Origin of the sequence: Pelagibacterium sp. H642 (assembly GCF_031202855.1) — a bacterium.
Taxonomy (GTDB): Bacteria; Pseudomonadota; Alphaproteobacteria; order Rhizobiales; family Devosiaceae; genus Pelagibacterium.
The window spans coordinates 2,208,514-2,233,314 of record NZ_CP101829.1 but is presented as its reverse complement, the minus strand read 5'-3'; the positions used below and the strand labels follow the sequence as shown (position 1 = coordinate 2,233,314).

At 63.6% G+C, this 24,801-nt stretch carries 27 protein-coding genes; 11 read left to right on the top strand and 16 right to left on the bottom strand.

Features of this window, described 5'->3' with window-relative positions:
- Nucleotides 1-13: 13 nt before the first annotated feature.
- On the top strand, nucleotides 14-1,438 hold the full coding sequence (locus NO934_RS11030; protein ID WP_309160005.1) for a glutamate synthase subunit beta: 1,425 nt from the start codon (nucleotides 14-16) through the stop codon (nucleotides 1,436-1,438).
- A gap of 46 nt (nucleotides 1,439-1,484) precedes the next feature.
- Here NO934_RS11030 and NO934_RS11025 read toward each other — a convergent pair whose 3' ends face one another.
- Nucleotides 1,485-2,654, bottom strand: a complete 1,170-nt coding sequence (locus tag NO934_RS11025; protein WP_309160004.1) for a DUF459 domain-containing protein — start codon at nucleotides 2,652-2,654, stop codon at nucleotides 1,485-1,487.
- 43 nt (nucleotides 2,655-2,697) lie between these two features.
- Complete coding sequence (galE, locus tag NO934_RS11020) at nucleotides 2,698-3,696, bottom strand: UDP-glucose 4-epimerase GalE (RefSeq protein ID WP_309160003.1); 999 nt, start codon at nucleotides 3,694-3,696, stop codon at nucleotides 2,698-2,700.
- 128 nt (nucleotides 3,697-3,824) lie between these two features.
- Between galE and galU the strand changes: the two genes are divergently transcribed.
- Nucleotides 3,825-4,721 carry a UTP--glucose-1-phosphate uridylyltransferase GalU gene (galU, locus tag NO934_RS11015; RefSeq protein WP_309160002.1) on the top strand — a complete coding sequence of 299 codons (897 nt, stop codon included), beginning with the start codon at nucleotides 3,825-3,827 and terminating at the stop codon, nucleotides 4,719-4,721.
- On the opposite strand, the gene NO934_RS11010 is transcribed toward galU, so the two are convergent.
- The 5 genes from NO934_RS11010 to NO934_RS10990 all read right to left on the bottom strand — a co-directional run bounded on the left by NO934_RS11010 (nucleotide 4,705) and on the right by NO934_RS10990 (nucleotide 10,717).
- A complete protein-coding gene (locus NO934_RS11010) occupies nucleotides 4,705-6,138 on the bottom strand; it encodes an outer membrane beta-barrel protein (protein WP_309160001.1) in 1,434 nt (477 codons plus the stop codon). The two genes, galU and NO934_RS11010, sit on opposite strands and share 17 nt — an antisense overlap.
- An 87-nt stretch (nucleotides 6,139-6,225) precedes the next feature.
- Nucleotides 6,226-7,248, bottom strand: a complete 1,023-nt coding sequence (gene hemH, locus NO934_RS11005; RefSeq protein WP_309160000.1) for a ferrochelatase — start codon at nucleotides 7,246-7,248, stop codon at nucleotides 6,226-6,228.
- A 128-nt stretch (nucleotides 7,249-7,376) separates the two neighbouring features.
- A complete protein-coding gene (locus tag NO934_RS11000; protein ID WP_309159999.1) occupies nucleotides 7,377-8,999 on the bottom strand; it encodes a DUF1007 family protein in 1,623 nt (540 codons plus the stop codon).
- Between the two features lie 15 nt (nucleotides 9,000-9,014).
- Nucleotides 9,015-9,917, bottom strand: a complete 903-nt coding sequence (locus NO934_RS10995; RefSeq protein ID WP_309159998.1) for a LysR family transcriptional regulator — start codon at nucleotides 9,915-9,917, stop codon at nucleotides 9,015-9,017.
- Nucleotides 9,914-10,717, bottom strand: coding sequence for a creatininase family protein (locus tag NO934_RS10990; RefSeq protein WP_309159997.1), 804 nt, complete (start codon nucleotides 10,715-10,717; stop codon nucleotides 9,914-9,916). The genes NO934_RS10995 and NO934_RS10990 overlap by 4 nt, the downstream gene beginning before the upstream one ends.
- A gap of 137 nt (nucleotides 10,718-10,854) precedes the next feature.
- Here NO934_RS10990 and NO934_RS10985 point away from each other — a divergent pair, with 137 nt between their 5' ends.
- The 3 genes from NO934_RS10985 to NO934_RS10975 all read left to right on the top strand — a co-directional run bounded on the left by NO934_RS10985 (nucleotide 10,855) and on the right by NO934_RS10975 (nucleotide 12,403).
- The gene (locus tag NO934_RS10985; protein ID WP_309159996.1) at nucleotides 10,855-11,280 is read left to right on the top strand and encodes a hypothetical protein; all 426 of its coding nucleotides are present in this window, start codon (nucleotides 10,855-10,857) and stop codon (nucleotides 11,278-11,280) included.
- 125 nt (nucleotides 11,281-11,405) lie between these two features.
- A complete protein-coding gene (locus NO934_RS10980; protein WP_309159995.1) occupies nucleotides 11,406-11,783 on the top strand; it encodes a VOC family protein in 378 nt (125 codons plus the stop codon).
- Between the two features lie 83 nt (nucleotides 11,784-11,866).
- On the top strand, nucleotides 11,867-12,403 hold the full coding sequence (locus NO934_RS10975) for a dihydrofolate reductase family protein (protein ID WP_309159994.1): 537 nt from the start codon (nucleotides 11,867-11,869) through the stop codon (nucleotides 12,401-12,403).
- Here NO934_RS10975 and arsH read toward each other — a convergent pair.
- The 6 genes from arsH to NO934_RS10945 all read right to left on the bottom strand — a co-directional run bounded on the left by arsH (nucleotide 12,400) and on the right by NO934_RS10945 (nucleotide 17,115).
- Nucleotides 12,400-13,125: an arsenical resistance protein ArsH gene (gene arsH, locus NO934_RS10970; RefSeq protein ID WP_309159992.1), complete on the bottom strand. Its 726-nt coding sequence runs from the start codon at nucleotides 13,123-13,125 to the stop codon at nucleotides 12,400-12,402. The two genes, NO934_RS10975 and arsH, sit on opposite strands and share 4 nt — an antisense overlap.
- Entirely contained in the window at nucleotides 13,100-13,522 is a 423-nt protein-coding gene (gene arsC, locus NO934_RS10965; RefSeq protein WP_309159991.1) for an arsenate reductase (glutaredoxin), read from the bottom strand. Before arsC ends, arsH begins: the two co-directional genes overlap by 26 nt.
- On the bottom strand, nucleotides 13,519-14,580 hold the full coding sequence (arsB, locus tag NO934_RS10960) for an ACR3 family arsenite efflux transporter (RefSeq protein WP_309159990.1): 1,062 nt from the start codon (nucleotides 14,578-14,580) through the stop codon (nucleotides 13,519-13,521). The genes arsC and arsB overlap by 4 nt, the downstream gene beginning before the upstream one ends.
- Nucleotides 14,580-15,107, bottom strand: coding sequence for an arsenate reductase ArsC (locus tag NO934_RS10955; RefSeq protein WP_309159988.1), 528 nt, complete (start codon nucleotides 15,105-15,107; stop codon nucleotides 14,580-14,582). The genes arsB and NO934_RS10955 overlap by 1 nt, the downstream gene beginning before the upstream one ends.
- Nucleotides 15,100-15,456 (bottom strand): metalloregulator ArsR/SmtB family transcription factor, encoded by a 357-nt coding sequence (locus tag NO934_RS10950; RefSeq protein ID WP_309159987.1) that lies wholly within the window; start codon nucleotides 15,454-15,456, stop codon nucleotides 15,100-15,102. The genes NO934_RS10955 and NO934_RS10950 overlap by 8 nt, the downstream gene beginning before the upstream one ends.
- A gap of 69 nt (nucleotides 15,457-15,525) precedes the next feature.
- Complete coding sequence (locus NO934_RS10945) at nucleotides 15,526-17,115, bottom strand: L-aspartate oxidase (RefSeq protein ID WP_309159986.1); 1,590 nt, start codon at nucleotides 17,113-17,115, stop codon at nucleotides 15,526-15,528.
- Nucleotides 17,116-17,251: 136 nt separating this feature from the next.
- Here NO934_RS10945 and NO934_RS10940 point away from each other — a divergent pair, with 136 nt between their 5' ends.
- Both NO934_RS10940 and NO934_RS10935 read left to right on the top strand, forming a co-directional pair.
- Nucleotides 17,252-18,199: a DUF5996 family protein gene (locus NO934_RS10940; RefSeq protein ID WP_309159985.1), complete on the top strand. Its 948-nt coding sequence runs from the start codon at nucleotides 17,252-17,254 to the stop codon at nucleotides 18,197-18,199.
- A 121-nt stretch (nucleotides 18,200-18,320) separates the two neighbouring features.
- Nucleotides 18,321-18,605 carry a GNAT family N-acetyltransferase gene (locus NO934_RS10935; protein ID WP_309159984.1) on the top strand — a complete coding sequence of 95 codons (285 nt, stop codon included), beginning with the start codon at nucleotides 18,321-18,323 and terminating at the stop codon, nucleotides 18,603-18,605.
- 7 nt (nucleotides 18,606-18,612) lie between these two features.
- Here the strand turns inward: NO934_RS10935 and nadA are convergent, their stop codons facing one another.
- On the bottom strand, nucleotides 18,613-19,680 hold the full coding sequence (gene nadA, locus NO934_RS10930) for a quinolinate synthase NadA (protein WP_309159983.1): 1,068 nt from the start codon (nucleotides 19,678-19,680) through the stop codon (nucleotides 18,613-18,615).
- A gap of 123 nt (nucleotides 19,681-19,803) precedes the next feature.
- Between nadA and eda the strand changes: the two genes are divergently transcribed.
- The 4 genes from eda (at nucleotide 19,804) to modB (ending at nucleotide 22,302) form a co-directional block, all read left to right on the top strand.
- Complete coding sequence (gene eda, locus NO934_RS10925; RefSeq protein WP_375143247.1) at nucleotides 19,804-20,451, top strand: bifunctional 4-hydroxy-2-oxoglutarate aldolase/2-dehydro-3-deoxy-phosphogluconate aldolase; 648 nt, start codon at nucleotides 19,804-19,806, stop codon at nucleotides 20,449-20,451.
- Nucleotides 20,452-20,820, top strand: a complete 369-nt coding sequence (locus NO934_RS10920) for a LysR family transcriptional regulator (RefSeq protein ID WP_309159981.1) — start codon at nucleotides 20,452-20,454, stop codon at nucleotides 20,818-20,820. It abuts the gene before it with no gap.
- 73 nt (nucleotides 20,821-20,893) lie between these two features.
- Nucleotides 20,894-21,622 (top strand): molybdate ABC transporter substrate-binding protein, encoded by a 729-nt coding sequence (gene modA, locus NO934_RS10915; protein WP_309159980.1) that lies wholly within the window; start codon nucleotides 20,894-20,896, stop codon nucleotides 21,620-21,622.
- Nucleotides 21,619-22,302: a molybdate ABC transporter permease subunit gene (modB, locus tag NO934_RS10910; RefSeq protein WP_309159979.1), complete on the top strand. Its 684-nt coding sequence runs from the start codon at nucleotides 21,619-21,621 to the stop codon at nucleotides 22,300-22,302. The genes modA and modB overlap by 4 nt, the downstream gene beginning before the upstream one ends.
- A 322-nt stretch (nucleotides 22,303-22,624) precedes the next feature.
- On the opposite strand, the gene NO934_RS10905 is transcribed toward modB, so the two are convergent.
- Nucleotides 22,625-23,968: an MFS transporter gene (locus NO934_RS10905; RefSeq protein WP_309159978.1), complete on the bottom strand. Its 1,344-nt coding sequence runs from the start codon at nucleotides 23,966-23,968 to the stop codon at nucleotides 22,625-22,627.
- Nucleotides 23,969-24,159: 191 nt separating this feature from the next.
- On the bottom strand, nucleotides 24,160-24,729 hold the full coding sequence (locus tag NO934_RS10900) for a hypothetical protein (RefSeq protein ID WP_309159977.1): 570 nt from the start codon (nucleotides 24,727-24,729) through the stop codon (nucleotides 24,160-24,162).
- Between the last annotated feature and the right edge of the window lie 72 nt (nucleotides 24,730-24,801).

Genomic DNA, 24,801 nt, shown 5'->3' with positions numbered 1-24,801 from the left:
GGAGAGAAAGCCAATGGGTAAGGTTACGGGCTTTCTTGAGATCGATCGCCAGGAGCAGCGCTACGAGCCGGCCTCGGACCGCGTGCGCCACTATCACGAGTTCACCATCCCGCTCACCGAGCCGGAGGTGCGCAACCAGGCTGCGCGTTGCATGGATTGCGGCATTCCCTATTGCCATGGCGATACGGGGTGCCCTGTCCACAACCAGATCCCGGACTGGAACGACCTCGTCTACAATGACGACTGGGAAGAGGCCGCGCGCAATCTGCACTCGACCAACAACTTCCCCGAGTTCACCGGCCGCATCTGCCCCGCCCCGTGCGAGGAAGCCTGTACGCTCAACCTCGAGGACATTCCGGTCGCCATCAAGACGGTGGAACAGGCCATAGCCGACAAGGCCATCCGCGGCGGCTGGGTCCGTCCGCAGGTTGCAGACAAAAAGACCGGCAAGAAGGTCGCCATTGTCGGTGCCGGTCCGGCTGGTCTTGCAGCAGCCCAGCAGCTCACCCGCGTCGGCCATGAGGTTCACGTCTACGAGCGCGAGCCCAAGCCCGGCGGCCTGCTGCGCTACGGCATTCCCGACTTCAAGATGGAAAAGCATCATATCGATTTCCGTCAGGCGCAGATGGAAGCCGAAGGCGTCGTCTTCCATTTCGGCGAAAATATCGGCATCACCCGCCCGCTTTCGGAGCTTCAGGCAAATCACGACGCCGTCCTGCTGTGTGGCGGGTCCGAGCATCCCCGGCATCCGGGCTGCGAGGGCACCGAACACGCCGGCGTCCACTATGCCATGCCCTATCTGGTGCAGCAGAACCGCCGCAATGGCGGCGAGGCGGTCACCGAGGAGCCCATCCTGGCCGCGGGCAAGAACGTCGTCGTTATCGGCGGTGGCGACACCGCGTCGGACTGCGTGGGCACCGCCTTCCGCCAGGGCGCCATTTCGGTGACTCAGCTCGACATCCGCCCTCAGCCTCCGGTCAAGGAGGACAAGCTGACCTCCTGGCCCAATTGGGCGGTCAAAATGCGCACCTCGTCCTCCCAGGCCGAAGGCGTAAATCGCGAATTCCAGGCGGGCACGGTCGAAATCATCGCCGACGAGCGCGGCCACGTCTCGGGCGTCAAATGCGCCCGCGTCGGCGTTGACCGCAAGCCGATCGAAGGCAGCGATTTCATTCTCCCGGCCGAACTGGTGCTGATGGCCATCGGCTTTGCCCACCCGGTCCATGAGGGCATGCTCGAACAACTGGGCGCCAAGCTCGACAAGCGGGGCAATCTGTTCGCCGATACCTTCAGCTACAAGACCACCGTGGATGGCGTCTACGCCGCCGGCGACATGCGCCGGGGCCAATCCCTGGTCGTCTGGGCCATTCGCGAAGGCCGGCAGGCTGCGCGGGCTATCGATCTCGACCTGATGGGCGAGACGACGCTGCCGCGCTAGAAGCGACTGAGAGTAAGGCCCCGGACACCCGCTCCGGGGCTTTTTTCTACCGTCCGGTGGGATTTTCCACGTCGCCCGCCGCCCGTCCCAACCCGAAGGCATCGACACGGCCAGCGGGTGCCTGCAGCATGTCTTCGAGCGCGAACCCACGCGCATCCGCCATCGGCGTGCGGGCGACGACGAGATCGCCAGCCCTTTGCGCGGTCCCGCCCAAATCCTGGACCAGGCTGGCCATGTCGACCAAACGCATCTGCTCTAGCCCCTGGAAGGGTGGGCGCAGCATACCGGCCGCATCGGTGCCGGCGAGAAGATCGGAAACTTCCGAGGTGCTGCCCGAAAGGCTGACCCGGCTGCCCTCCGTGGCCAGCGCGCGATCGATGTAAAATGCCACCTTGTCGGCCCCGGCCGCGGAAAAATGGATGCCATCGCCTTTTCGCATGGCGACGATATTGCCGTTAAGATCCGGCCCGTCGGCGCTGTAGCCGCCGTTTTCGCCCAGATAGCGATCGTAGGTTTCAACCCACTCGCCGCCCGCCGCGCCCACCGCCGCCTTGTGGATCGAGGAGATCTGCGCCATGGCGGCGCCATAGCTGGGCTGTTCCATGGGCGGCAATTCGATCCAGACGATCTCCTTGTCCGCCGCGCTCAGATCGCCCAGGAATGCGTCGAGCCGCTCGCGATAGGCGCTGCGCCAGGGGTCGCTGAGCGCCTCGGCTCCATTGAGCGCCTGCCGGTCGTTGATGCCGATGGCGACGACGGCGACGTCGAAACTGTCGGCCACGATCTCGTCTTCGATCGCTTCGTTCCAGTCGAAAAAATCGTCGCGCACGAATCCCGATGATCCGACGGCGTTCTCGATCACTGCGATTTCCGGATTGTCCGAATAAAGCCGCTCGAGCGCCCGCGCCAGATCGACCGCCAGGGAATCGCCCATCACCATGACCCTGCGGGCGTTTTCGGAATTTTCCACGTCGGGCGCTGCCGCTGGCTGGGGAGCCGGCCGGCGCGAAGGCTGCGGCGCAGGTGCAGGAGCGGGCTGCGGCCTGGGCTGCTGGGGCTGGACGACCGCGGGCGGCGGTGTCGGTTCGTCGTCACGCCCGAACAGCACCTCGAACAACGTCCGGGTCGTGCGCTCCTGCGCCGTGGCGCTCGAAACGAGCACCCCGGACAGGAGCACCAGGACAATGGCACGGACGCAGGCGCGGAAAACCGACATACCGCTTTTTAGCCCAGATCGGCCCGCCCCGAAAGCAGCCGGCTCAAAGAATGGAGGGGCGGTCGTTACGGGTGTCGAGGTATTTTTCCCATTTATAGGCCATTTCGACAATGCCGGCGAGGTCGTCATGGCGCGGCTGCCATCCCAGCGCCCTGATCCGGTCGGCCCCCGCAACGATGGAAGCGGGATCGCCTGGCCGCCGGGGGCCATGCTCGACGGGAAAGTCGATGCCGGTCACGCGCTTTACGGTCGAAACCACCTCATCGACCGAGAACCCGCGCCCATAGCCGCAATTGACCGTGAGGCTCTCCCCGCCCTTGCGCAGATGCTCGAGCAGCAGCCCGTGTGCCGCGACCAGATCGGAGACGTGGATATAGTCGCGCACGCATGTGCCATCGGGGGTGGGATAGTCGTCGCCGAAAACGCTCATCTTTTCCCGGTGCCCCAGCGCGGTCTGCACCGCCACCTTGATCAGGTGCGTCGCGCCAGCGGTCGATTGGCCGGCTCGCATCTGCGGGTCGGCACCCGCCACGTTGAAATAGCGCAAGACGCCGTAGGTCATCGGGTGCGCCGCCGCCACATCGGCCAGCATCCATTCGCTCATGAGCTTGGACTTGCCATAGGGCGAAACCGGCGAGAGCACCGCGTCTTCGGCGACGGGCTCGAGGCCCACCATGCCATAGACGGCCGCGGTCGATGAAAAGATGAAGTGCTTGACCCCGCCGGCGACGCAGGCCGCGATCAGGTCACGCGTGTTGGCTGTGTTGTTCTTGTAATATTTGAGCGGATTTTCCACCGATTCGGGCACCACGATCGAGCCGGCGAAATGGATGACCGCCTCGATGCCGTGCTCCGCGATCAGCCGTTTGACCAGTTCCGTGTCGGCGACATCGCCTTCCACGAGCTTTACGCGGTGATCGACGAGCCAGGGAAAACCAGTCGTCAGATTGTCGAGCACGACAACTGATTCGCCGGCATCGGCGAGATGAAGAACCATGTGGGAACCGATATATCCGGCTCCACCTGTCACCAGAATAGCCATGATCTTATTCCAAACGAACGACACTTTCGCCCCCGCTCATAGCGGAAGCGGAACGAAACCGTTACCCCAATCTTGCATTAAGGCATTGAAACTGTCTTAGTTTATTGCGCACATCCAAGGAGTATCCAGTGGTCCGCAGAGTCCGTACTGCCGTTTTTCCCGTTGCCGGCCTCGGCACGCGCTTTCTTCCCGCAACCAAGGCCATGCCCAAGGAAATGCTGACGGTGGTCGACAAGCCCGTCATCCAGTACGCGGTGGACGAGGCCCGTGAAGCGGGAATCGAGCATTTCGTCTTCGTCACCGGCCGCAACAAGGGCGTGATCGAAGACCATTTCGATCGCCAGTTCGAGCTCGAATCCACCCTTGAGACACGCGGCAAGCACGAGGCGCTCGAACAGTTGCGCCGTGAATTGCCCAAGGCCGGCCAAACCAGTTTCACCCGCCAGCAGGAGCCGCTCGGTCTCGGCCATGCCGTCTGGTGCGCGCGCGACATCGTCGGCCGCGAGCCCTTCGCCCTGCTTTTGCCCGACATGATCTTCAAGTCCGAGCCCGGCGTGCTCAAGCAGATGATGGACGCCTATGAGGAAACCGGCGGCAACATCATCGCCGTCGAAGAAGTGCCCCACGAGGAGGTCTCTTCTTACGGCGTGGTGGCCCGCGGCGAGGGTCCCGATACAGGTTTTTCCATCCAGGGCATGGTTGAAAAACCAAAGCCTGAGGACGCTCCCTCCAACCTCATCATTTCCGGGCGCTACATCCTGCAGCCGGAGATCTTCATGCTGCTGTCCGAACAGACGGTTGGCGCCGGCGGGGAAATCCAGATTACCGACGCCATGCAGCACCTGATGGACATGCAGCCCTTTACCGGCGTCAAATATGACGGCCGGTCCTTCGACTGCGGCTCCAAGATCGGGTTCCTCACGGCCAATGTCGTCTTCGCGCTTGATCGCGACGACATTGCCGATGCCTTCATGAAGGAACTCAAGACCCTGACCGGGGATATCCCGATCAGTATTGCAGGCTGATCCCGCCGCTCACCCGATGCTCGTCCCGGCGCGCATCCGCCGCGCCGGGGTCTTCGCGCAATCCATACCCGTAATCGAGGGTAGCGCTGGTGTGCGGGCCGATAAGCACATCGGCCCCGATTCCGGCTGAATAGAGCCGGCTGGCCGGAGTTTCATCGTCCGGCGCCAGCCATTCGAGGCCCGCCGAGACCCGTAATCCCAGCCAGGAATTGGCGGTATGGGAGGCCTCAAGGCCCGCCAGATAGCGCGTGCTGGCCCCGCCTCCATCCTCTCCCGGTGTCAATTCGGTTTCAAGGCTCGCAACGATCTGCGTCGTGGGGCTGAACCGGTAGCCCAGAGCAGCGCCATAGAGCCAGCTTTGCGCGTCCGCCAGCCGCGCGGCGTCATAGTCCCGCCAGCCCGAGCCGAGCGAAAGTTCCGCCACCAGCACGTCGTTCCAATTGCCCGCGATTCCGCCGCGCAGGGTATAGTCCGCGCCATTACGGTTGAGGCCGAGCTCTGGATCGGCACCATCGAAATCGGTGCGTCCCGCCGTGCCCTGGCCGAAGATTTCGAGCACCGGGGTCACCGCGTAACCAAGCCGCAGCCCGCCCTCGTAGCGGGTATAGCTTTCGTCGTCATTGTCGATCTCGATCCCGTCGCTGCGCGTCGACGACCCAACCCATTCGCGATCCAGCCCGAGGCTGACGGTCGCGTCCAACCGCCCGAAGGTCTGCGTATAGGCAGCGCCCAGGCCACCGGAAACGATGAGCGGGGCCGTAGTGAGATCGGCGGTATCGACCGTCAGCCCCTGTGGATCGTCCTGCGACAGCGCGAAATCGGCGTTGAACGCCAGGTCCGCCGAGGGTGAGAGCCTGTATTCGGTATCGAACGCCACCTGCGCGTCGGCAATGCGCGGGTCGTCGGAACGCGGCTGAACCAGCGTTGCGGACGCATCAAGCGTCACATCGGCCGCCCCGGCCGAGCGGGAAAAGCCGATGGACGGAATGGCGAGCATTTCGAAACGCTTCTCACCCTCGCCGCGCACATAGGCGCCGCGCAGGCTGATGCCGTAGGCAAGATCAGCATGGTCGCTCGACGCCACGGGCGTCGAGACGGGGGCTGGTTCAGCCAGGACAGGAGCTGATGCAGGTGCAGCGGGAGGAGCGACGCTTGGCACCTGTGCGGGCGCGATGGTCGCAAGCGGCACGGGGGTGGGAGCCAAGGCATTTGCCGGCAGGATCGGCATCGCCAGCAGGCGTTCGGCCGGAAAGTCGCATAACGTACCGGCCGGGCAGCCGACGCCAAGCGAACCGCGCAGCAGGTCGGGATTGTCGGTACGCGAGCCATCGCCCTGCGCAAAGCCCAGCGAGACGCCAGCCAGCGCGCCACCGCCGGCCAGAACCACCAGTGCAAGGCTGCGCGCGCTTTGGCCCAAGGTCGAAAATTCCGTCAGTATGGAACCGCATCCGCGACGCGCTTCCCAAATCTAAACGGAAGCTTTCAGTTCATGGTTAAGAAAGCTTTAAAGCCAGCCGGAAAGCTCTTTGCGCACGATGGCTTCGATCATCGCCATGCCGTCGGGCGTATCGTTGAGGCAGGGGATATAGGCATAGCGCTCGCCGCCGGCATGCATGAATTCCTCTTCGCCCGTGATGGCGATTTCCTCGAGGGTTTCGATGCAGTCGGCCGAAAAGGCCGGCGCGAGAATGGCGACCTTCTTGATGCCTTTTTCGGGCAGTGATTTCAGCGTCTCGTCGGTATAGGGCTGCAGCCATTCGGTGGGGCCGAAGCGGCTCTGGAAGGTGACCATGAGCTTTTCTTCCGGCCATCCGAGCTTTTCGCGCACCAGCCGCGTGGTCTTCTGGCATTGGCAATAATAAGGATCTCCCTTCTCGAGATATTCCTTGGGCATGCCGTGATACGACGTGATCACCAGGTCGGGGACAAAGTCGAGCGCCTCGACGCCGTCCTTTATCGATTTCGCCAATGTTTCTATGTAGATATCCTCGGCGAAATAGGCCGGAACCGTGCGTACGGCCGGCTGCCAGCGGATGTCCTTGAGCGCAAGGAACGCCTTGTCGTTGGCGGTCGCGGTTGTCGTCGCCGAATATTGCGGATAGAGCGGGAACAGCAGGATCCGATCGCAGCCCTGGGCATGGAGCTTTTCGATGGCGCTCTGGGTCGAGGGATTGCCGTAGCGCATGCCGTATTCGACGATCACATCTTCGCCGGCCATTGCCGCGCCCAGCTTTTCGGCCTGGGCGCGGGTGATAACCCTAAGCGGGCTTTCGTTTTTTTCCTTGTCCCAGATGCGCGCGTAATTGGCGCCGGCCTTTTGCGGGCGGAAGGAGAGGATGACGAGATTGAGGATGGGCCACCACTGCCATTTGGGCGTTTCGATCACCCGCGGGTCAGAGAGGAACTCCTTGAGATAGCGGCGCACGCTCCAGTAATCGGTGGCGTCGGGCGTGCCGAGATTGAGCAGCAGCACACCGATTTTGCGTGGTTTTACAGTAGGATGATCGGGCGGCAAGTGAGCGTTCATCAGTATCCCGGGGAAGCGGATGTGAGGCGTTGATTTTGTTGCGCGCACAATAGCGCCAACGCGCCGCAGGGCAACACTTTGACGCTGAAATGCGGCCATTTGCCCAGTTTATCGGGGCATTTGGGCCTTTAGAGGCTGGCGAACAACAAGATCATGCCGAAGCCCATCACCAGGAGCGCTCCGGCGAGTTCCATCCACCACAGGACCGATACGCCAAGCGCGCCACCGCCGGTGAGCCTCAGCGCACCGCCTTTCAAAAACACGGCAAGCGAGGCGAGGACGGCGACCGTAATGGCGGTGCCCAACCCCATGAGAAACGTAGCGAAAATGCCCGCCGGCAGGAGGTTTTGACTCAGCGCGAAAACCAGCACCACCAGCGCGCCCGAGCACGGCCGCAGCCCCACCGAAACCACCACACCGAGCGCCTCGCGCCAGTTTCCGCCGGTCTGATCGGGGGTGACGACGTGATGATCGCAGCCATCATGGTGGTGGTGATGGTGGTCCGAATGTGCCGCAGGTAGGGGCTGAGATCGGGGAATATGGCCATGATCGACGGGTCTAGCCCCGTGTTCACGTCCATGGTCATGCGAACCGAGGATTTTTCGAGCCGCGAGCCAGGCTCCGAGCAGGGCGACGAGCCCGTAGGAGACGATTTCGATCCACCGCGCGGCCTCGCTCATGGCGATTGAGGTGAGACGCAAAACGCTGGCGGCGATGAGCACGAACACCACCGCGACCACCGACTGCATCATGGCCGAAAGGAAACTCAGGACGATGCCGCGGCGGAGCTGGCGCTCGCTGGCCAGGACATAAGAGGAGATCACCACCTTGCCATGCCCCGGCCCGGCGGCGTGGAAGACGCCGTAGAGGAAACTCAGGCCCCCAAGAATCCAGAAGGCGTTGCCGTCTTCGTGCAGAGCGCCGAGCGCATTGGTCATGGCGCGGTAGAAATCGCGCTGCTGAGCGGCGATCCAGCCGAAAAACCCGCCCTGGGTGGGAACGAGCGAGGACTCCGCCGGCGGAGCGGCGAACGGGGTGGCCGGGCGCTGGGTGGTGACCGTTTCGATGGCGTCGAGCGCGGTGGCGGGCGTTCCGGCCGGACAGGTAACGGTGACCAGATTGGCCAGATCGCGTGCCGCCTGCCGCAGATCCTCGGGCAGTTCGGTTACATCGGGTCCCAGCATCCACAGCCGCTCCTCGAGCTCGGGATCGATGGGCTGGGGTTCCTTGGCCACCACGGTGCAGCCCTCGGGCGCGCCTTGGAGGGTGACGGAATCGGCATCCGGAAAGGTGAAGGCGGCGTAATATTCGGGATCGCCCACCTCGATATCGTAGATGCCGTTGACGCGCTGGGGTTCGGCGAAGGCCATGGTGAAGGTGAGCGTCACCTGGCCGTTCTCATAGACCATCGAGGGGTCCCGCGCGCCGGCCACCGCGGCATGGCCGTCGAGGCCTTCGGGATCGGCGAAGGTGTAATAGGAGTAAAAATCGAGCCCCTGGATGTTTTCTTCGGCCAGCGGCTGGAGTTCGGCCTGGGTGAGCACACCGTCGCCATCGGCGTCGAGCCCCTGGATCGCCCAGGCGGAAAAATACTGATCGAACGTCCAGTGATGGCGCATGCCGACAATGGCGCCATTTTCGAACAGCACCTCGCCGGCGGCATCGATCCACACATGGGGATGGGCCTGGACCGGCGCAGCGAGACCGAGCAAGGCCAGTCCGGCCAGGAGCAATCCGGATGCTGTGCGCAAGAGCAATGCCATTGATCAGGAATTGACCGGGTGGGTTTGGAACCAGTCGACGAGGAAATCGATCAGCGCCCTCACCTTGCCCGAGAGATGCCTTCGATGCGGATAGACCGCCTGCAGGAACGGGCGTTGCGGCAGATAATCGACGAGAACCGGCACCAATTCCCCCTTCTGGACAGCCGAATCGACAAGAAAGCTCGGCAGTAGCGCAAAACCGAGGCCTTTTTTGGCCGCCACCAGCGCGCCAACGGGCGAATTGACGCGCACCGGGCCATCCACATGCACGGTGATCGTCTTGCCATCCTCCACGAACTGCCAGTTGGCCTGCCCGGTCATGTTGGTGTCGATGATGCAGGGCACGCCCTTGAGCGCCTCGGGCGTTGCGGGCGCCCCATGGGCCTTGATGATCTCGGGCGCGGCTAGAACGGCCACCGAGGTTTCAGCGATCTTGCGCGCGATCAGCGAGGTGTCGCTCATTTTGGAAATACGCAGCGCCACATCGATCCCCTCTTCGACGAGATCGACCATGCGGTCTTCGAGCCTTAGATCGAGGGTGACGTCGGGATGGGCGCGGGTGAATTCGAACAGCGGTTCGAGGAGCGTGGATTCGCCGAAATTGCGCGGGGCGGAAACGCGCAGTATGCCGCGCGGGGCGGCGGACTGCTCGGTAATCGTGGCGTCGAGATCGTCGAGCTGGGAGAGGATTTCCCGCACCTCCCGGTAATAGGCCTCGCCCGCCTCGGTGAGGCTCAATTTGCGCGTCGTGCGGTTCATCAGCCGCACGCCCAGATAATCCTCGAGATCGGTGACGTATTTCGACAGCAGCGCCTTGGACCGCCCGTGAATGCGCGCGGCGGCCGAAAAGCCGCCGGCGTCGAACACCTGCACGAAGGCGCGGATACGGGCGAGATCCTGGGTCATGCGGACTGTCCTTGTTGCCTGAGCCAGGAAAGGTCGAAGCGGGCGACATCGTCAAGCAATTGGCAAAAGCCCGCGATAATGTGATCGGCGAGCTGGGCCCCCTGCTCCGCCGTCGCGATGCTCGCATCGCCGGCAACGCCATCGGGATTGAGATCAGCGCTAAGCCAGCCGAACCGGTGCCGACCGGTGGCGGAAAGATGGGTCATGCCGCTTTCGATGGCCGCAAAGGAAGACGGGAAATTCTTGGCCTTTTCCATATCCACAAGGTGCGGCGCGAAATGGAGCATGAGCGCGGTTTCGATGGCCCCGCCATGGATGCCGTATTTGCGCTCGTCATAATCGTAGAGCGTTTCCAGTTGCGCAAAGCGCATCCATGCGGTGCCGACGGCCAGCATGCCCAGTTCTGCCCGCGCCCTGAGGATGACGCTATCGACCACCGCCGTATTGCCGCCATGGCTGGAAACGATCACCAGCCGCCGACCGCCGGCGCGCGCCCATCTTTTCGCGATGCCCAACCAATCGGCCATGAGGTCGGCTTCGTCCCGGCTCTGGGTTCCCTCGGCCCACAAATGCTCGCGCGACGCACCGATGCGCTGGATGGGCAGCACCACCGCCTCGATAGTCCTGGGAAGATGGGCGCCGAGCGCGTTAAGATGCCCCTCGGCGATGTCGCAATCCGTGGTCGCCGGCAAGTGCGGACCATGTGCCTCGGTGGCCGCAACCGGCAGGATGGCGATGCTTGCCGTGGTGAACCGGCGGTCCTCAAGCGCTTCCATTTCTGTCACACGCGTGAGCGGCAAGGAACGACTCCGGCGAAATTCCATTTGCCAACCAGCATTATAGCGCCCCGGGAGCGCGGACAAGCATGCGGCACCCGATTAACTTTCCTTCCAAAGGCGATTCGACGGAAGGGCCGGTTTTGGCTAGATCAGTATCCATGTCCAAATCCGCCGCCGGCTCGACGCTCTACCGCCTGATCGAAGCGGGCCATCTGGCCCGGCAGGCCCTGCTTGCCCCCTTGGCGGCTCGGGGCCTGGAAGCAGGCGACGATGCCGTGCTGCTCGGGCTCTCCGATCCGGCGGGCGTGACGACCGAAGCGCTGCTGGAATTCACCGGCCTTTCGCCCGAACAGCTCGACGCGCGGCTGGCCCGGCTCGAGGGCCGCGACCTGCTCTTGCGGTTGGCCGTGGGACCGGAAATGGAGCCCGGCGCCCGCCTGAGTCAGCAGGGTCACGCCATGCGCCAGGCGATCGAGGAGCATTGGGCGTCGCTGGAGGACACCATCGCCCAGGAACTGGGCGACAAACGCCACCGGCATCTGCGCAAGGGGCTGCGGCGGATCGTGGAGATGCTGGGGACTTAGGACCACGGCGGTTCTTTTGGCGGGTGCTCGCTGGATTCCGGGAACAAGTTCCGGCCCGCACATCCCTTTTTAAGGAACCCTGCGGGCTACCCGCTGTTATCGGGCAGAGGCAAGCGGAGGGTGTGATGATCCATCATGTTTCGATCGGGACCAATGACGTGGAACGCTCCAAGAGGTTCTATGACGCCGTGTTGCCCATCCTCGGCATAGAACTGATGGCCCACGACGAGGCCGGACTGGGCTACGGGAGCGGAACCTTCCATTTCAGCGTTCAGGTGCCGATCGACGGGAAAGTGGCCACGGTCGGAAATGGCACGCACATCGCCTTTGCCGTGGAAGACCGCGCGATGGTCGAGCGCTTTTACACCGTGGCACTCGAGAGCGGCGGCAGCGATGATGGGGCGCCGGGGCTGCGGCCGGAATATGATGGCAATTATTATGCGGCTTTCGTCCGCGACCCGGACGGCCACAAGATCGAAGCGGTGACCTATTCGGCAAAATAGAGCTGGCCGGATATGCAGGCGGTCCGATTGAAGCCCATCTGATTTGAGCGTAGGTTCCAGCCTCGGAGGTTGGAGGACGCCCGATGGCCAAGTTCGTCTTTGCATTGAACCAGTCGCTGGATGGCTATGTCGACCATATGGCCTTCGGGCCCGACGCCGTGCTTTTCCGCCATTTCATCGACGACGTGCGCGGCCTTGCCGGCAGTCTGCATGGCCGCCGCATGTACGAAACCATGCGCTATTGGGACGATGACCGGCCCGAATGGGACGAGGCGGAACGCGAGTATGCGGCGGCATGGCGCAACCAGCCCAAATGGGTGGTGTCGCGTTCATTGACCTCGGTGGGCCCCAACGCCACCCTTATCGGGAGCGATATCGAGGTGGCGATACGCGAACTCAAGGCGCAACGGGACGGCGTGATCGAAGTCGCGGGGCCGCAATTGGCGGGCAGCCTCACCGAGTTGGGGCTGATCGACGAATATCGGATCTACCTCCACCCTGTCGTGCTCGGCGGCGGCAAGCCCTTCTTCACCGGCCCGCGCCCACCCTTGCATCTCGTTGCGAGCGACCGGATCGGCGCCGATGTAATCAGGCTGACCTACGTTTCGGCGGAGCGCTAGAGCGATTTGAGTTCGCGCCGTTCCTCAAGCTCGATGGCCGCTTGCTTGCGCTCGCTATAGCGGGAGGTGAGATAGCCCGAGATGCCGCGATTGATGAGCGTGAACTTCACAAGCTCTTCCATGACATCGACCACGCGATCGTAAAACGATGACGGTTTCATGCGGCCGTCGGGCTCGAACTCCTGCCACGCCTTGGCGACCGAGGACTGGTTGGGAATGGTGACCATCCGCATCCAGCGGCCCAGAATGCGCATCTGATTGACGGCGTTGAACGATTGCGACCCGCCCGAGACCTGCATCAGGGCCAGCGTGCGCCCCTGGGTCGGCCGGATGGCGCCGCCCGGAAGGGGTATCCAGTCGATCTGCGCCTTCATGACCGCCGACATGGCGCCATGACGTTCGGGACTAGTCCAGACCTGCCCTTCGGACCACAGCATGGCCTCCCGCAGCTCCTTGACCTTGGGGTGATCATCGGGAGCATCGTTGGGCAAGGGCAGCCCGTTGGCGTGAAAGACGCGGACCTCCGCGCCGAACGCCTCCAACAGCCGCTGGCCTTCATAGGTCAGCAGCCTGCTGTAGGACCGCTCGCGCAGAGACCCGTAGAGCATCAGGATGCGGGGCTTGTGCTCCAGGGCCGGAGTGATGAGCCGGGAGATGTCGGGAGTTTCGAAGGCGGCGGGCACGACATTGGGTAGATCAGGCAACGCGCTTTCCTTCGGCATCGATGACCGCCTCGCCATCCTCCTTGGTGAACGGGCCGATATCGGGATTTTCGAGGATGTCGAGCACGGCTTCCGAGGGGCGGCAGAGCCTGGTTCCCAGAGGCGTTACCACGAAGGGGCGGTTCAGAAGGATCGGGTGGGCCTCGATGGCGTCGAGCAGTTCGTCATCGGATTTTGCCGGATCGGCGAGCCCGAGTTCATCAAAGGGCGTGCCCTTCTGGCGCAGCGCCTCGCGCACGGTGAGGCCGGCATCGGCGATCAGCTTTACGATCGTTTCGCGGTCGGGCGGGGTCGTAAGGTATTCGACCACGATGGGTTCGACGCCGGACTGACGGATCATCGCCAGCGTGTTGCGCGAGGTGCCGCAGGCGGGGTTGTGATAGATGGTGACGCTCATTGGACAGCCTCGGTTTGGGTGTTCTGGCGCACGGCGGCGCTGCGTTCGTACCAACCCTGCGAGCGGTTGACGATCCACACCACCGAAAGCATGACCGGCACTTCGACCAGGACGCCCACCACCGTGGCGAGCGCTGCCCCCGAGTTGAAGCCGAAAAGGCTGATGGCGGCGGCGACCGCCAGCTCGAAGAAATTGGACGCCCCGATCAGCGCCGAAGGGCCGGCGACGCAGTGCTGCTCCCCCGACACGCGGTTGAGGAAATAGGCAAGGCCCGAATTGAGATAGACCTGGATGAGGATCGGAACCGCCAGCAGCAAGATGACGGTGGGCTGGGCGATGATCTGCTCGCCCTGAAAGCCGAACAGCATGATCAGCGTCAGCAGCAAGGAGGCGATCGAGATCGGCTGCAGTACGGCAAGGGCCCGGTTCATGGCGTCGATGCCGCCATCGGCGAGCAGCCAGCGCCGGTAAAGTTGGGCGGCGACCACCGGCACGACGATATAGAGCCCCACCGAGAGCAGCAGCGTATCCCACGGCACGGTGATGGCCGAGAGCCCGAGCAGCAGACCCACGATGGGGGCGAACGCGACGACCATGATCGCATCGTTGAGCGCCACCTGGCTCAGCGTGAAATGAGGCTCGCCCCGGGTAAGGTTCGACCACACGAACACCATGGCGGTGCAGGGCGCGGCGGCGAGGATGATGAGACCGGCGATATAGCTCTCGATCTGCGCCTCGGGCAGCAGCGGGCGGAACAGCCAGCCGATGAACAGCCAGCCCAGGAGCGCCATGGAGAAGGGCTTGACTGCCCAATTGACAAAGAGCGTCACCCCGATGCCCCGCCAATAGGTCCCGACCTTGCGCAGGCTCAGAAAATCGATGCGGACCAGCATGGGGATGATCATCAGCCAGATGAGCACCGCCATGGGCAGGTTGACCTCTGCATATTCGAAGGCGCCCAATGCCTGAAAGGCACCGGGGAAGAAGTGTCCGGCGGCAACGCCCAGAACGATGCAGATGGCGACCCAGAGGGAGAGGTAACGTTCAAAGACCGACATTAGGCCGCACCCTTGCCCGAACCGGTGGCCCCGTCCATGGCGCCGATGCCCTGCAGCTTGGAGGTGAGCGCCATCCGGTCGATGGAGGCGAGCGGGAGGCTCATGAAGGCGGCGATGCGGTTGCGCAGATAGAGAAGCGCATCCTCGAAAGCGGTTTCCTGCTTGAAGGCGGGACCATGGACAGCCGCCGGATCCTCGATGCCCCAATGGGCGGTCATGGGCTGGCCGGGCCACACCGGGCACGCTTCGCCGGCGGCGTTATCACAGACGGTGAAGACGAAATCCATCTTCGGCGCATCGGGGGCCGCGAACTCGTCCCATGTCTTTGAACGCAGGCCCTCGGTGGGAACGCCGGCCTTCTCGAGGGTGGCGATGGTCAAAGGATGAATATCGCCCTTCGGCATCGACCCGGCTGAATAGGCACGGAATCGGCCCTGGCCCACATGATTCATCAGGGCCTCTCCCATGATGGAGCGGGCGGAGTTTCCGGTGCACAGGAACAGGACGTTATAAACGGGGTCAGACATGGCTCGTCTCCTTTGGAGCGCAGCAGGGGGTGAATTCGGCAATCAGGGGCTCGCACAGTTCAGGCCGGCCGCCGCAGCAATCCTGGACCAGAAAGCTGGCGAGTTCGCGGACGCGATCGACGACGGCGCGGTAGACGATCGAGCGGCTGTGGCGCTGGGATTCGATCAGCCCGGCGCGCGAAAGGATCGCCAGATGCGTGGACATGGTGTTCTGTGGAATGTCGAGGCGGCGGGCGATCTCGCCGGCCGGCAGTCCCTCGGGCTCATGAGTCATGAGCAGGCGGAAAGCGTCCAGCCGCGTGGGCTGGGAGAGGGCGGCGAAAACATCGATGGCGGCAGTTTGTTCCATATATCGAGTAATATCGATATATGACCTGTTGGTCAAGCGGCATGGTGGCCCTGCCGCTCGTGCTTGCGATCAAGCCTGTGCCCGGATCGCACGCGCCTCCGCGAGGGTCATTTCTGTATGGGTTTGCCAATCGGCATGGGTGTGGGGAAAATCGGTGCGGAAGTGGCCGCCACGGCTTTCGGTGCGCTTGAGGGCGGCGGCGGCGACCAGGGTGGCTGAGGAGATCATGTTGAGATAGGCGCGGGTGACTTCCAGCGCGGTTTCTTCCAACTCGAGGAGCGTGCGCAGGGCGCGCTTCAAGCCCTCCATATCGCGTTCGACGCCCACATCGGCGCTCATCGTGGCGCGGAGATCCTTGACGGCCTCGAGATTGCGCAGCACCTCCTCGGCGCGGGCGCCTTTTTCCGCGTCCCAGGCGATGCCGGCGAAATAGGGGAGCGGGCGGCGCTGAGGTTCGAGGCCGGAGATGTCCTCGGCGATGCGCGCGCCATAGACGATGGCTTCGAGCAGCGAATTGGACGCGAGCCGATTGGCGCCGTGCAGGCCCGTGCACGAGGCTTCGCCGCAGACCCAGAGGCCGGGAAGCGAGGAGCGGCCATCCTCGTCCACCTTGACCCCGCCCATGTGGTAATGGGCGGCCGGAGTAACCGGGATGGGCTGGGTGACCGGGTCGATGCCGGCGGCGTGGCAATATTGGGCGACGGTCGGGTAAGCAGTGAGGATTTTTTCGCCCAGCGCCTCTCGCGTATCGAGAAAGACTTTGCGGCCCGATTTGATCTGCCGGAAATTGGCGCGGGCGACGATGTCGCGCGGGGCGAGTTCGGCGTCGGGGTGGATCGCTTCCATGAAGCGCTCGCCAGAATCGTTGATGAGGACCGCACCCTCGCCACGCAGAGCTTCGGTGGCCAGCGGGGCCGGATCGCGGCCGGTGAGGATGGCCGTGGGATGGAACTGGACGAATTCGGGATCGGCGATGATCGCCCCGGCGCGAGCCGCCATGCCCATGGCGTGACCGCGCACGGAGGGTGGATTGGTGGTTGTCGCATAAAGCCCGCCCAGCCCGCCGGCGGCGAGCACGGTGGCGCGGGCGCGGATGAAGACCGGCTCCACATAGCGATCGCCCAACCGGCGGCAGAAGACGCCGACGATGCGGCCTTCGGCATGGGCGAGATCGACCGCGGTGATGCCTTCGAGGACGCGGATGGAGGGGGTTTGCCGCACCCTGGCGATGATCGCCTGCATGATGGCGTGGCCCGCCCGGTCGCCCGAGACGCGCACCACGCGATTGGCCGAATGGGCCGCCTCGCGCGAGAGGACGAACTGGCCCAGCGCATCACGATCGAAAGGGGTGCCCCAATCGGCAAGATCGTCGATGCGGGCGGCGGCTTCGGCGGTAACGGACTCGGCGACGCCGTGATCCACGATCCCCGCGCCGGCCATTTCGGTATCGAGCGCATGGGCGCGGGCGCTGTCGCCCTGCCCCACGGCGGCGGCGACGCCACCTTGCGCCCAGGCGGAAGAGGCGCCCGAGCCGAGCGGCATGGGCGAGAGAACGGTGACCGGGCGCGGGGCGAGTTTGAGCGCGCAAAAGAGTCCCGCAAGGCCCGCGCCGACGATCACCACGCCCTCGGCGTTGAAAACGTTGTCGAAGATGTCCATGGGCCCTCCCCCGCTCGGGAGGCAGGTTTAGGAGCCGCGCCGCCCCTTGGCAAGCGGCCGGGGGTTGCCCAGCCATTGCCGGACCGGAGCAAGGCGTGCAAACTGCCACCTCACGCCACAAAAGGTCATCCCCACAATGACGCGACAAAGCCTCCAATGGCCCGCCATTCCGTTTGCCGAATGGCGGGAAACCTGCGCAGCGCTGCACCTTTACAGCCAGATCGTCGGCAAGTACCGGCTGGCGCGGACCCCATGGGTCAATCATTCCTGGCACGCCACGCTCTATGTCAACGCGCGGGGGCTGAGCACCGGCATGATCTGCGACGGACCGTCCGGGGGCATCGAGATCGTCCTCGACCTCATCGACCATGCCGTTATCGCCATGGCGGCCGATGGCGCCACCGAACGGTTTGCGCTCCAGCCTATGACGGTCGCCGATTTCCACGGGCGCTTTATCGACCTGCTCGAAAGTATCGGTGCCACCGCTCAATTCGATGGCACACCCAACGAAATCCCCGACCCGGTGCCCTTCGCCCAGGATACGCGGCCAAGGCCCTATGACGCCGATGCCGTGCGGCGGTTCTTTGGGGCGCTGGTCCAGATCAACAGGGTCATGCGCCAGTTCCGCACGAGCTTTCTGGGCAAGGTCAGCCCCGTGCATCTGTTCTGGGGCAGTTTCGACATGGCCGTGACCCGGTTTTCGGGGCGGGACGCGCCGCGCCATCCGGGCGGCATTCCCTCCCTGCCCGATGCCGTGACCCACGAGGCCTATAGCCATCAGGTCTCTTCGGCCGGGTTCTGGCCCGGCGGCGGCGGCATCGAGGACGCGGCTTTTTATTCCTACGCCTATCCGGTGCCCGAGGGCTTCAAGGACCAGCCGGTTTTGCCCGATGCCGCCTATTTCCACGAGGACCTGGGCGAATTCATCCTGCCCTATGAGGCCGTGCGCACCGCATCCGACCCCGACGCCACCCTGCTCGAATTTTTCCAATCCACCTATGACGCGGCAGCGACACTGGGCGATTGGGATCGGGCCAACCTCGAATGCCATCCCGGCGTGCCGCTGAGGCCTCGGGCCGTTTAGAGCGTGTCCAGCAAAAGTGGAAACGGTTTTGCGGTTCGGACACGCGACAAAAACAAAGACTTAGAGTCATTGAAGCGATTCGAAGAAAAGCTGAAATGCTGTAATAAAGGAGCATCAGACCATGAACGACGTCACGATCCAGCACGAGGACAACGGCAGCAAGGGGCGCTATTTCATCGCCATCGACGGCGCGGAAGCGGAAATGACCTATACCAAGGTCGGCAACACCCAGATCATCATCGACCACACCCATGTGGCCGATGCGCTGCGGGGCCGCCATCTCGGCGAAGCGCTGGTTCTGCGCGCCGTCGAGGACGCGCGGGCCGCAGGCAAGCGCATCATCCCGCTTTGCCCGTTCGCCAAGGCCCAGATCGAAAAACACGCCGAATGGCAGGACGTGCTCTGAGCCGAACCTAGCTCCGGCTGGTGGAATAGGCGATCATGCGCTCGACCGAAGCGCGAGCCGGATCCATCAGCTCGGGGGCGATGGTGACCTCCTCGGTGCCGGTGTGCAGGCTCCAGAGGATGTTTTCGAGGTTGATGCGCTTCATGTGCGGGCAGATATTGCAGCCTCTGAGGAACGAGACGCCCTCGGTTTCGGCGGCGACGTTGTCGCTCATCGAGCATTCGGTGACCATGACCACGCGTTCGGGCTTCTGGCTGCGCACCCAGTCAATCATCCCCGAGGTCGAGCCGGCGAAATCGACGGCGTCGATCACCTCGGGCGGGCATTCGGGATGGGCGATGATCTTAGCGCCCGGATAGGCCGAACGCAGTTCGGCGATATCGTCGGCGGTGAAGGTTTCGTGCACCTCGCAGGCGCCGGCCCAGGTGACGATCTTCTTTTTTGTCTTTTTCGCCGTGTTCTTGGCCAGGTACTGGTCGGGGATCATGATGACCGTATCTCCCTCGACCGCTTCCACGATCTGGAGCGCGTTCGAGGAGGTGCAGCACACATCGGTGACCGCTTTGACCGCCGCCGAGGAATTGACGTAGGTGACCACCGGCACGTTCGGATATTGCGCCTTCATCGAAAGCACGTCGGCGGCGGTGATCGAGGAGGCGAGCGAACAGCCGGCGCGGCTGTCGGGGATCAACACCCGCTTGTCGGGATTGAGCAGTTTACTGGTCTCGGCCATGAAGTGAACGCCGCATTGGACGATGGTTTCGGCCTCGACGCGGGTGGCCTCGATGGCGAGCTGCAGGCTGTCGCCCACGATATCGGCGACGCCGAAATAGATCTGCGGCGTCTGGTAATTATGAGCGAGGATGACGGCGTTCTTGTCGCGCTTGAGCTTATTGATCTGGAAGATCAGCGGCGCATAGAACGGCCATTCGACCTCGGGAATGCGGTCCTTGACCTTTTCGAACACCGGCCGGGTGTGCTTTTCGATCGCTTTGGAGAATTTGAGATCGAATTCGGCGGCAAGCACCGCGCGCGCATCCTCGATGGGCGTGATGGCGTTGATCTGCTGGAGCATATGAGGCATCCCCGCGCATTGTCGCGTGTCGCGGCTCGCCGGCCGCGGGGGATGACTTAGGGAGTTTTGGTTCCCAATTCAATAAAGCCCGTGTTAGAGCACAGGCAGCATTGGCAAGAACCTATGGAGGACGACATGGCGCAAGATGCGGAAAAGCTTGGAACAATCCTTTCGGCGGCGTCCGTGGTCCCGGTGATTATTCATGACGATGTGGCAACCGCCCGCAACCTTGCCGAGGCGCTGGTGGCCGGTGGGCTGGTCAATATCGAAGTGACGCTGCGCACGCCCAATGCATTGAAGGTCATCGAGGAGATGGCCAAGGTCGATGGCGCCGTTGTGGGTTCGGGAACCGTGCGCAAGAAGGACGACATGAAGGCCTCCGCCGATGCCGGCTGCCAATTCATGGTATCGCCCGGTGCACCGGTCAAACTCCTCGAGGACGCCGAGGATATCGGCGTGCCGCTGCTGCCGGGGATCGCCTCGCCCACCGAAGCCATGGCCGCTTCGCTTCTGGGCTATACCTACCTCAAATTCTTCCCCGCCGAAGCGATGGGCGGAGCTGCGGTGCTCAAGGCCTTTGCCTCGCCGCTGCCCGACATCAAATTCTGCCCCACGGGTGGGATCGATATGGAAAAGGCCAAGGCGTATCTCAAGCTCCCCAACGTCGTCTGCGTGGGCGGCTCGTGGACGGTGCCGGCCGAGGCGATCGCGGCCAAGGATTTCGACACCATCCGCACGCTGGCGGCGGACGCGGCCAAGCTCTCGGCGTAAATGAGGCGCCCTGTCCCCGCTTCGGGCCTTGGGCACCTTCGCGTGGTGCTCGACGAGGGGTTCTATATGGGGCCGGGGCGGGCCGACCTGCTCGCCGGGATCGAAGCGACCGGCTCGATCGGCGCGGCGGGCAAGGCCATGGGCATGAGCTACAAACGCGCCTGGAGCCTGGTGCAGGTGCTCAATGACGGCTTCGGCAGTCCGCTGATCGAAACCAGCCGGGGCGGTTCGGGCCAGGGCGGCGCGAGCTTGACCGAGGCCGGCCGCGAGGTGCTGGCGCGATATCGGGCGATGGAGCAAAAGACCGCAATCGCGATCGCCGGGGATCTTGAGGCGCTCAAGAAGCTGCGCGGCGACCGGTCGGGCTGAACATATCGGTTGTTCGACGGCGCCTGACGTGCAAAGCTCGATATGTTTTGGCAAACATATCGAAGGACGCTTCATGCGCCTGCCTCTTTTCGCCTTCGCCGCTCTCGCTCTTGCCTTTCCGGCCCATGCGCAGGATGCGCAGATCGCAATTGCCCCCAATTTCACGGCGGCGGTGGAACAATTGGGAGCGGCCTTTACCGAGGAGACCGGGCAGGAAGTGGGATTTTCCTTTGGCGCGACAGGGCAGCTTTACGCGCAAATAACCCAAGGCGCCCCCTTCGATGCGTTTCTTTCCGCCGATGCGGCAACGCCGGCCCGGCTGCTCGAGGAGGGGCTGGCGGTCGAGGGATCGGGGTTTACCTATGCGGTGGGGCAATTGGTGCTGTTTTCCACCGATCCGGAGCGGGTGACCGGCCCCGAGAGCCTTGAGGGCGATTTCGCCCGGCTCGCCATCGCCGAACCGGCGGCGGCGCCCTATGGCGCGGCGGCGGCGGAGGTGATCGAAGCTCTGGGGCTGACAGAGGCGCTGGCCGATCGGCTGGTAATCGGCCAGAACATTTCCCAGACCTACCAGTTCGTCGATACCTCCAATGCCGAGCTGGGGTTCGTGGCGCTCTCGCAGGTGATCGGGCGCGAGGATGGATCGCGCTGGGTGGTGGATGCGGAGCTTTATACGCCGATCACCCAGGACGCTGTTCTGCTGACCGACAATGAAGTGGCCGCCGATTTCTTCGACTTCGTAAAGACCTCCGAGGCGGCGCACGAAATCATCGCCTCTTTCGGCTACGGGTTCGCGGAGTGAACCTGCTCTCCGACATCTGGCCGGCGGTGCGGCTCACGCTCGCCCTGGCCGCGACGACGACGGTGATCCTGCTGATCGTCGGAACGCCCATCGCCTGGTGGCTGGCGCGGTCGCGCTCGCGCTGGACGGTGGTGGTCAATGCGCTCGTCGCCCTGCCGCTGGTGCTGCCGCCCACGGTGCTGGGGTTCTACCTGCTGATCCTTTTGGGCGTGAACGGGCCGGGCGGTTGGCTCGCCCCGCTCTGGGGCGCGCGGACGCTGGCGTTCACCTTTCCGGGGCTGGTGATCGGCTCGGTGTTCTATTCCCTGCCCTTCGTCGTCCAGCCGCTGCGCAATGCGTTCATCGCCATCGGCAAAGATCCCATCGAGGCGGCCCATACGCTGGGGGCGAGCCCGATGCAGACCTTCCTGCGCGTCGCCCTGCCCCTGGCGCGGCCCGGATATCTGACCGCAACCGTGCTGGGCTTTGCCCATACGGTGGGCGAGTTCGGGGTGGTGATGATGATCGGGGGCAACATACCGGGACAGACCAAGGTGCTCTCCATCGCGATCTTCGACTATGTCGAGCAGCTCAGATGGACCGAAGCGCATATCATCGCGGCGGGTCTGCTGGTCTTCGCCTTCGTCACACTGGCCATCACCATGGGAGTGGATCGAAGGATTGCGCGGGTGCAGCCATAGCCCCCTCACCGCGTCGCCGTTCTTCCCTTCCATCATCCTCTCCTTCGTTATTGTCGGGCTTGACCCGACAACCCGCAACGCTGCCGAGGGTGCGGAAGGAGTTTGAAGGACACATTTCTTCTCAGCTCGTGGGAACCTTGCGGGTCTCCGGGTCAATCCCCGGATCAAGTCCGGGGACGAAGACGACGAGGTGGAAAGGCTGTGCCATGGGGGCTTCTGGGACAGCATTTCGGCAAGAACTGTAAGGCCGCCCAAGAGCCCCCTTCTCCCCTGGTGGGAGAAGGGCCGGGGATGAGGGGTGCGCTGAGCTTGCCTGGAGCCCCTAAGCCGGCGTCGGCCCCTCGGCCGAACCGACTTCCGCCTCGGGCCGGCCGGCATAGAAGGCCGAGAGCTGGCGGTAGGGGCGGGAGTTGAGCGCGATGATGGTGACGAGGACGCCCACCAGCCCCGCGACTGTAAAGACCAGCGCGATACCCCGATCCGGGCCGGTGCCGAACCAGTCCCCGATGGTATCGGCGCCCGCGCCATCGGTCATGAACGGGATGACCACGAACTGGGTATAGGGGCCGATGAGAAAGGCGGTGAGCGGAGAAGCCGCCTGTTCCACCGATTGCGCAAAGCCGAACACGCGCCCCTGGCGTTCGAGGGGGACCACCTTTTGCAGCGTGGTGTGTTCGGCAGCTTCCGCATAAGGGCCAAAGAACATCCAGATGAAACAGCCCCCGACCAAAAGCCAGAGCGAGGGCTGAATGGTGAAAAAGCAGCAGGTGGTCCAGACGATGAGATTGACCAAAAGCAGTGTCTTCAATGGATTCTTGCCCAATCCGGTGCGCGAAATAATGATGCCGGAGGCGATAAAGGCGGTGGACAGCACGCCGAACAGCAGGCCCCAGATCTCGACCGAGACCAGCGACAGGCCATAGGCATCAAGCAGCGCCATGAAGATGCCACCCAAAAAATTGTTAAAGGTGGCAAAAAAGATCAGCGCGAAAAGCCCCGGCACGGCGGCGATCACCGCGATGGTGCCAGCGATATCGACCCGCTTGGGCTCGGACGGTTGCCCGTCGACGGGCACCGGGCGCCCTTCGTTGAGGCGCAGGAAGAACAGGTGGAAAAACACCACCACCGTTGCGGCAAGGGCGAGCAGCAGCACCAGATACATGCCGCCCCAGGCGACAAGGAACCCCGAGATCACCGAAGTGGTCAGAAACCCGATGCCCGTGACCATGCCGACCAAACCGTTGGCCTTGTCGCGCTCGTCTTCCGGAATCAGGATAGTGACGATGGTGGGCAGCGCGATTGAGCGGATATTGCCGGCGATCACCCCCAGCATCACGACGAGGACGAACACCCAGAGATAGGCGCTGAAAGCGTCCGAGAACGCGCCCTCGGGCTCGAGCAGCACCATGGCGATGGCAGCGAGGTAGAAGACGAACGAAACAAGGCTCGACCCCATCATCGCCAGGCGCTTGGAATTGTGATCGACGATAGCGCCCAGCCAGATGCCGAAGGCGGCGGTGAACACAAGGAAGATGCCGGCCACCATGCCGGTGGCGAACACCGACTGGGTCTCGATGAAGATCCAGAAGGTTATGGCGAACCAGACGGTGAAATTGGTGACGTTGGCAACAAGGTTGTTGCCCAGAATCTGGTGAAAGGGGCTCATGGTCCGGTCCTTTGCGAGGCGCGAGCCTAATCCGCGCCGTTCTAGCAGGCAATCGCGATTATTTTACGACTCGAAACCGGATGGCTGGCCCGGTTTCGAGCCAAGGACGGACGAGGGATGGGGATGCCGACAGGGGTATTGAAATTTCCGGACGTCGGCAATCCGGGTGAGGGGCCTTTGCCCCCTTGCCGCTACCCGGCCGGGACGAGGTCGCTGACCGTTTCCTCGACCATCGGCTGATCGGAACCGCAGGTGAAGGTTTCGGCCAATTGGTCGGCGGCTTGCCGGGCGCGCTGGTTGGCGCCTTCGGTCTGGGCGTCGATATAGGCCACCGCGCACGCGCCGCCCCCATCGGGTTGGCCGACGCGGGAGACCACGAGCACTTCCCGGCTCCAATTGCCGTCGATATCGGCGAGAAACCAGCGCTGGATGGCGGCGACGGGAATTTCGATATCGCGATCGATCCGCACCCGCCATTCGACCGTGCCATTGGCGTAGTTGAAGGGTGAGAAGGTCGACATGCCGGATTCCGTTGCAAAGCCGTAGGTGGCCGATTCACGCCCATCGGTGTAACGGATGACGAAGGGATAGCCGGCATAGCCCGGACAGACGAAATCGGCCCAATCCCCCTCCCCGTCCAGCGAGCGGCCGACGACGCTGCAATCGGCTTCGACATCGTATTCGGTATATTCGCTGACCGCCTGCCCCATGGCCGGAGCCGCGGCGAAGGACAGGGCGAGGGCGGCGAAGAGGGCTTTCATGGCGCGAGAATCCTTGTGCGGCGGGTTCGATCTGCCGGCATGGTTGCCTGCCAATCCGGCAGCAATATGGGC